7 protein-coding genes and 9 tRNA genes are annotated in these 6,421 nt (G+C 57.1%); all 16 read right to left on the bottom strand.

Translation table 11 applies throughout. The annotated features are described in order from the left end of the window. Nucleotides 1-2: 2 nt before the first annotated feature. Nucleotides 3-75, bottom strand: a tRNA-Lys gene (locus Q0753_RS16060). A gap of 34 nt (nt 76-109) precedes the next feature. After that, nucleotides 110-185 (bottom strand) — tRNA-Val (locus Q0753_RS16055). Nucleotides 186-209: 24 nt separating this feature from the next. Further along, nucleotides 210-285: transfer RNA gene (locus Q0753_RS16050), tRNA-Lys, on the bottom strand. Between the two features lie 33 nt (nt 286-318). Further along, nucleotides 319-394 (bottom strand) — tRNA-Val (locus Q0753_RS16045). Between the two features lie 24 nt (nt 395-418). After that, nucleotides 419-494: transfer RNA gene (locus tag Q0753_RS16040), tRNA-Val, on the bottom strand. Between the two features lie 25 nt (nt 495-519). Further along, a tRNA-Lys gene (locus Q0753_RS16035) sits at nt 520-595 on the bottom strand. 38 nt (nt 596-633) lie between these two features. After that, nucleotides 634-709, bottom strand: a tRNA-Val gene (locus Q0753_RS16030). Nucleotides 710-794: 85 nt separating this feature from the next. After that, a tRNA-Val gene (locus tag Q0753_RS16025) sits at nt 795-870 on the bottom strand. Between the two features lie 20 nt (nt 871-890). Then, nucleotides 891-966 (bottom strand) — tRNA-Lys (locus tag Q0753_RS16020). A 145-nt stretch (nt 967-1,111) separates the two neighbouring features. Next, entirely contained in the window at nt 1,112-1,867 is a 756-nt protein-coding gene (ybgF, locus tag Q0753_RS16015) for a tol-pal system protein YbgF (protein ID WP_298723485.1), read from the bottom strand. Nucleotides 1,868-1,883: 16 nt separating this feature from the next. Further along, on the bottom strand, nt 1,884-2,411 hold the full coding sequence (gene pal / locus Q0753_RS16010; protein WP_298723482.1) for a peptidoglycan-associated lipoprotein Pal: 528 nt from the start codon (nt 2,409-2,411) through the stop codon (nt 1,884-1,886). A gap of 26 nt (nt 2,412-2,437) precedes the next feature. Continuing rightward, the gene (tolB, locus tag Q0753_RS16005; protein WP_298723479.1) at nt 2,438-3,736 is read right to left on the bottom strand and encodes a Tol-Pal system beta propeller repeat protein TolB; all 1,299 of its coding nucleotides are present in this window, start codon (nt 3,734-3,736) and stop codon (nt 2,438-2,440) included. 2 nt (nt 3,737-3,738) lie between these two features. After that, nucleotides 3,739-4,869 (bottom strand): cell envelope integrity protein TolA, encoded by a 1,131-nt coding sequence (gene tolA / locus Q0753_RS16000; RefSeq protein WP_298723476.1) that lies wholly within the window; start codon nt 4,867-4,869, stop codon nt 3,739-3,741. A 7-nt stretch (nt 4,870-4,876) separates the two neighbouring features. Next, nucleotides 4,877-5,302 (bottom strand): protein TolR, encoded by a 426-nt coding sequence (gene tolR / locus Q0753_RS15995; protein ID WP_298723472.1) that lies wholly within the window; start codon nt 5,300-5,302, stop codon nt 4,877-4,879. Then, nucleotides 5,302-5,982 carry a protein TolQ gene (tolQ, locus tag Q0753_RS15990; RefSeq protein ID WP_367179511.1) on the bottom strand — a complete coding sequence of 227 codons (681 nt, stop codon included), beginning with the start codon at nt 5,980-5,982 and terminating at the stop codon, nt 5,302-5,304. Before tolQ ends, tolR begins: the two co-directional genes overlap by 1 nt. Beyond that, nucleotides 5,972-6,385, bottom strand: coding sequence for a tol-pal system-associated acyl-CoA thioesterase (gene ybgC, locus Q0753_RS15985; protein WP_298723469.1), 414 nt, complete (start codon nt 6,383-6,385; stop codon nt 5,972-5,974). Before ybgC ends, tolQ begins: the two co-directional genes overlap by 11 nt. Nucleotides 6,386-6,421: the final 36 nt, after the last annotated feature.

Genomic DNA, 6,421 nt, shown 5'->3' with positions numbered 1-6,421 from the left:
GGTGGGTCGTGCGGGATTCGAACCTGCGACCAATTGATTAAAAGTCAACTGCTCTACCAACTGAGCTAACGACCCGAATATCTCGGTACTGCTACTTTTCACTGCAAACTGGTGGGTGATACTGGGCTCGAACCAGTGACCCCCTCCTTGTAAGGGAGGTGCTCTCCCAGCTGAGCTAATCACCCCGGGACTTGCTTTACTGCTAAAACTGGTGGGTCGTGCGGGATTCGAACCTGCGACCAATTGATTAAAAGTCAACTGCTCTACCAACTGAGCTAACGACCCGAATATCTCGGCACTGCTACTTTCACTGCAAACTGGTGGGTGATACTGGGCTCGAACCAGTGACCCCCTCCTTGTAAGGGAGGTGCTCTCCCAGCTGAGCTAATCACCCTGGGACTTGCTTTACTACTAAAACTGGTGGGTGATACTGGGCTCGAACCAGTGACCCCCTCCTTGTAAGGGAGGTGCTCTCCCAGCTGAGCTAATCACCCTGGGACTTGCTTTTACTACTAAAGATGGTGGGTCGTGCGGGATTCGAACCTGCGACCAATTGATTAAAAGTCAACTGCTCTACCAACTGAGCTAACGACCCGAGTATCTCGGTACTACTACAAATTTTTTACTTCAATATGGTGGGTGATACTGGGCTCGAACCAGTGACCCCCTCCTTGTAAGGGAGGTGCTCTCCCAGCTGAGCTAATCACCCGCTAACCTGTAAGCTAGCGCTGGGCACATTCTTCTGTGCTTTACTGCCGCTTTTCGCTTCGATGAATAATCACCGCAAGCAAAAATGGTGGGCGCTACTGGGCTCGAACCAGTGACCCCCTCCTTGTAAGGGAGGTGCTCTCCCAGCTGAGCTAAGCGCCCTGGGACTTTCTTTTCAAATCTGGTGGGTCGTGCGGGATTCGAACCTGCGACCAATTGATTAAAAGTCAACTGCTCTACCAACTGAGCTAACGACCCATTCGGCGGGGTTGCTAAAGCACCCTGCCAACGGCGGCCTATAATACGGATTTAATTTTGTGGCGCAACAGCTAAATCATCATTTTATTCTGCTTGATTAAGGAACAAGCGACTCTCTCAAAAAATCGACAACTCAGCCCCCGATTCAGAGGCCGTTGAGGTTTTCCTGAGCCAGCCGTGCCGCGCCGGTGTTGCCGTATTCTTTTACCACCTGCTCAAAATACAGTTTGGCTTGCGCATTATCATTTTGTTCACGGGCGATCAGCCCCAGCTTCAGCAGTGAATCTGCTCGCTTGTTGGAGGTCTGGTAGGCTTCCACCACGCGGGCAAACTGCGCCTTGGCCTGATCAAACCGCTTTTGGGTGAACAACAATTGCCCCAACCAGTAATGGGCATTGGGCACATAGCTGGATTGCGGATACTGGGTGATAAAACGGGCAAAGGCGGGAATGGCTGCATCGTAGTCTTTATCCTGCAACACCAGGTTGACCGCATTATCATAGGCCGCCTGCTCATCGCCGCTGGCCGGTGCAGCGGGCGCCTTGCTCGGCGAGGGCTGGGCGCTCTCTGCGCCAGATTGAGCCGCCGAAGCCGCCTGCTGAGGCTTCTCGGCCGCGTCCTGCTGTGCCATCAGCAGGCCACGCTGGCGTTCTATCACCTGTTCCAGACGATAACTCTGCTCTTCCAGCAAACCACGCAGTTCACTCACCTCTTGCTGTATGGCGTTCAACTGTCGCTGCTGATCTATTTGAGCCTGGCTTCTGGCGCTGAAGGCCCTTTCCAGCTCTGCCAGGCGATCATTGACGGAGCCGCTGCTACCCACACTGCTCACAGGTGCCTGTGCCCAGCTTGATGTGGATAAAACAGCGGCCATCGAAATGGCCGCTAATTTAAATTTCATAACGTCGAATTAAACCTTAGTAGACCAGAACCGCACGGCGGTTCTGGGAAAAGGCAGACTCGGTGTGAGAAGTGTCGGCCGGCTTTTCTTCACCGTAGCTGACGATAGCCAGCTGGGAACCGCTCACGCCCAGGCTCTGCAGATAGCTGGTCACGGCCTTGGCACGACGCTCACCCAGAGCGATGTTGTACTCGGGAGTACCGCGCTCATCCGCATGGCCTTCTACCAGAATGCTGACGGACGGATTGGAACGCAGAAAGCTGGCATGCGCTTCCAGTACCTGGGCGTAATGGCCGGTCACTTCGTCCTGATCGAATTCAAAGAAAATCACGTTCTCGCGACGCAGCGCTTCGTACTGCTGACGCATCTGCTCTTCGGCCGACAGGGCGCCGCCGGTCTGGGCACCGCCAGTCTGAGCGCCACCGTTCTGATAGCTGCCGTCGGTACCGGTCATGGCATCAGAGTCGGTGGTAGAGCTACATGCCGCCAGGGTCAACATCGGAAGAGCAACGGCCAGACTCTGAAGCAGTTTTTTCATTTGCATTGTATTTCCTTAGAAATCACGTTGGATCAATTGAGATATGGTGACCATGCCGGTGCACGAACATCACCACTTCGTGCGGGCAGCCTGGCCTTAAAACGACCATCCATAGACACCAGAGACAGCACCTGGCGCCCCTGATAGGTGGTACTATAGATGATCATAGTGCCGTTAGGTGCAGGGCTTGGCGATTCATCCAGCTGGGTTTCTGTTAACACCTGCAGTTGACCTCCATCCAGCTCCTGACGAGCAATTCGGTATTGTCCCTGTGAACGGCTGACCAGCACCATGCTGTTGCCGTCATTGGTCACACGAGGACCTAAATTGGTATCACCCTGAAAGGTGACGCGACGCGTATCGCCAGAGTTCAAATCGGCCCGATACACCTGGGGACGACCGCCCCGCTCGGACACAAAATAAAGGGCCTTGCCATCGGCCGCCCAGCTCGGCTCGGTATCTATGGTGCGATTATTGGTCACCCGGCTCAACTGTCGACTGGACAGGTTAAGCACATAGACTTCCGGCTGGCCGTCCCGCGACAGTACCAGTGCCAGTTTGCTGCCATCCGGTGACCACTGGGGCGCACCGTTGATACCCGGCTGAGAGCTGACCACCTGACGCTGCTGGCTGTAAATATCCTGCACCACGATTTCGGCTTTCTTGTTCTCGAACGATACATAAGCCAGCTTGCGTCCGTCCGGCGACCAGGCCGGTGACATCAAGGGCTCGCGCGAACGTAACAGCACCTGCTCATTGAAGCCGTCGTAGTCGGCAATCATCAGCTGAAACGGATACTGGGCACCATGCTGCACGTTGACGTAGGCGATGCGGGTCAGAAAGGCGCCCTTGATGCCGGTCAGCTTTTCAAACACGATATCGGCCATTCGATGCGCATACTGGCGCAGCTGGGCCGCGGGTACGGTGGCACTGCGGCTTTCCAGCAACTGAGCCCCGTTTTTACCCAATACATCCGCCAGCTCGAAGCTGATACGGTACTGGTTGCCACCGGCCGGCTCGATGGAGCCCACCAGCACGGCCTCGACCTGGTGCGGACTCCACAGAGTCGCATTCAGCTCGGCGGCGCTGGCCACCTGCTGGGGCAGGCGACTGCGATCCAGCGGGCGGAACATGCCACTGTTGCGCAAGTCGTTGCCAATCACCTCGGCCAGATCCTGCGGGGCCGCACCGCCGCCGGTCCATTTAAAGGGCACAACCGCCACCGGGCGGGCACTGTCGATGCCGCCGGTAATCACGATATCCAGTGCCGCCTGTGCCCGACCTGCCAGCAACAGCAGCGGCAACCATAACCATATCCATCGTTTTGTCATCACTAGAGCCTCGGTATCAGCGTCAGATTCAGATTTTGTAATTGCTTGTTCACTTCAGGATCCTTGGGCATCGGCAGAGTACCGGTCTTGCGAATCGCCAGCCGGGCCGAACGACACACCTCCGAATCTCCCTGACCCTCCCCTATGTTCAGGATCAAGCCGTCTGTCGCCACCCGAATATTAATCACGCACTGCTTGCCTACCATGGTAGGCCCTACCAGCCAGTTACGCCGAATGGCGGCCACGATCATCCCGGTATACTTGTTCACCTCCGCCGCCGAGGCCGGTCGTGAACTGCCGCCCGCATCCGCCCCCATCAGGGCTTCCAGATCCTTCAGTGCCTGCTCGGCTTCGGCTTTCTTCTTCGCTTCCGCCGCCTTGGCGTCGGCCTGTTTCTTCGCTTCCGCCGCCTTGGCCTCAGCCTGTTTCTTCGCTTCTGCCGCCTTGGCCTCGGCCTGCTTCTTCGCCTCCGCCGCCTTGGCCTCGGCCTGCTTCTTCGCTTCCGCCGCCTTGGCCTCGGCCTGCTTCTTCGCCTCCGCCGCCTTGGCCTCGGCCTGCTTCTTCGCCTCCGCCGCTTTGGCCTCGGCCTGCTTCTTCGCCTCTTCGGCTTTCCTGGCCTCGGCTTCTGCCTGCTTTTTGGCCGCCAGTGCCTTGGCTTCGGCGGCCGCCTTGGCCTCTGCCGCCTTTTGAGCCGCTTCGGCTTCCGCCTGTTTCTTCGCTTCTGCCGCTTCCTGGGCCTTGCGCTCTTGCTCTATAACCTGTTGCCGTTCATTTTCGGCCTGGGTCTGCTGGGCGGCCAATGCCTGCTGTTGCTCGGCAACACGCCTGGCCTCTTCGGCTGCTCGCTGCTGCTCGGCCAAACGCTCGGCCTCTTTTGCCGCTTTCTGCTCTGCCTCGGCGCTGGCCTGCTCTGCGGCCCTCGCCCGTTCCTGCTGCGCCTGCATCTCGGCCAGGCGCTCGGCCTGGGCCGCCACCATGCCATCATCGATCATGGTGGCTTCGATGATCGACACCGCCTGAGCAGGCCGCTTGGGCGCACTAAAATCGATTCCGACCAGTAACACCACGCCAATCAGCAGATGTAACGCCAGCGAAATCAATAACGATTTGCGAATACCGCCTTGCTCCGTCATGAGTCCGTTACTGCTCCGGTTGCGTCATCAGGCCAACGGTCGGCACGCCGGCCGCCTTCAGCGTGGCCATCAACTGAATGACGGCGTCATAACGTACGTTGGCGTCGCCTTTCACCACCACCGGTGCCTTGGGGGTGGTTTTTAGCTGAGCCTGCACCATATTCGCCAGCGCCAGCAAATCTACCGCCTCGTCCCGGTTTTCGCCGATGTCGAGAAAGTAACGTCCTTCGGCATCGACGGACGCCACCAGCGGTTTGTCGCTGTCTTCCGGCATCATTTCAGCTTCGGCCTGCGGCAAGTCCACCTTGACGCCCTGAGTGATCACCGGCGCGGTCGCCATGAAAATAATCAGCAGCACCAGCATGACATCGATATAAGGCACCACGTTAATCTCGGCAACGCGTTTACGACGTCTGCGTTGATAGCCGTGCATCAGTTGCCACCCGCCGCCACCTGGCGGTTGAGAATGGTAGAAAACTCATCCATGAAGTTGGCCAGGTGGTTTTCCTGGCGCTCAACCTGATAGCTGAACCGGTTATAGGCAATCACCGCCGGAATGGCCGCAAACAGGCCCAGCGCCGTGGCGATAAGCGCCTCGGCAATACCGGGAGCCACCATCGACAGCGTGGCCTGTTGCACTTCCGCCAGGGCGATAAAGGCATTCATGATGCCCCAGACGGTACCAAACAGACCGATATAGGGGCTGATGGAGCCAATCGTCGCCAGCATCGACAGGTTGGTCTCGAGGCGATCCACTTCCCGCGACAGCGCCACGCGCATGGTGCGATAGGTGCCCTCGAGCATGCTCTCCTGCGAGCGGCCCTGTTTTTGCAGCCGCACAAACTCCTTGAAGCCGGCGTAAAAAATCTGCTCCATGCCGGCCAGATTGTCACGGCGGGCATTGCTCTCGTGATACAGGCGACTCAGATCGGCACCGGACCAGAACTTGTCTTCAAACTGCGCCGAGTCAGTCCGGGCTGTGGTCAGTATCTTGCGCCGGTTGAGGATCATCGCCCAGGACAGAATAGACATGCCCATCAGCAGCAGCATCACCAGTTTCACCAGCAAGCTGGCTTGTAAAAACAGACCTAAAAACGATATTTCAGCGTGCACCTGACAATACTCCCATCAGCGGCTCAGGAATGGCAAAGGGTTTCATGTGAGGAATTTTGACGCAAGCAATCTGCACCATTCCCCGAACCAGCGAAAGGCCGGCATCATCCAGAATTTCCTGTTCAAATACAATAGAGGCACGTTTCAGCTTTTTCACCGTCACGGTGACAGTTAATGCATCATTGAAACGGGCGGGCCTTTGAAAATCCAGCTCTACCCGCCGCACCACGAAGGCCACCCCCTGTTCGAGCAGAGTGTCCTGCTCAACCCCCAGGCTGCGCAACCATTCGGTGCGTGCTCTTTCCATGAATTTCAAGTAATTAGCGTTATAAACAATACCACCGGCATCGGTATCTTCGTAATAGATACGCACCGGCCAGTCGAAGCTTGTATCAGACGTCATTCGCTCAGCCATAGGGGCTAAAAAGATGGCATTACT

It is taken from the genome of uncultured Oceanisphaera sp., assembly GCF_947495715.1.
Taxonomy (GTDB): domain Bacteria; phylum Pseudomonadota; class Gammaproteobacteria; order Enterobacterales; family Aeromonadaceae; genus Oceanimonas; species Oceanimonas sediminis.
This window is presented reverse-complemented; position numbering and strand designations above follow the sequence as displayed.

Coding starts and splice junctions, on each gene's coding strand:
- ybgF (WP_298723485.1), bottom strand. CDS start 1,867: ATGAAATTTAAATTAGCGGCCATTTCGATGGCCGCTGTTTTATCCACA.
- pal (WP_298723482.1), bottom strand. CDS start 2,411: ATGCAAATGAAAAAACTGCTTCAGAGTCTGGCCGTTGCTCTTCCGATG.
- tolB (WP_298723479.1), bottom strand. CDS start 3,736: ATGACAAAACGATGGATATGGTTATGGTTGCCGCTGCTGTTGCTGGCA.
- tolA (WP_298723476.1), bottom strand. CDS start 4,869: ATGACGGAGCAAGGCGGTATTCGCAAATCGTTATTGATTTCGCTGGCG.
- tolR (WP_298723472.1), bottom strand. CDS start 5,302: ATGCACGGCTATCAACGCAGACGTCGTAAACGCGTTGCCGAGATTAAC.
- ybgC (WP_298723469.1), bottom strand. CDS start 6,385: ATGACGTCTGATACAAGCTTCGACTGGCCGGTGCGTATCTATTACGAA.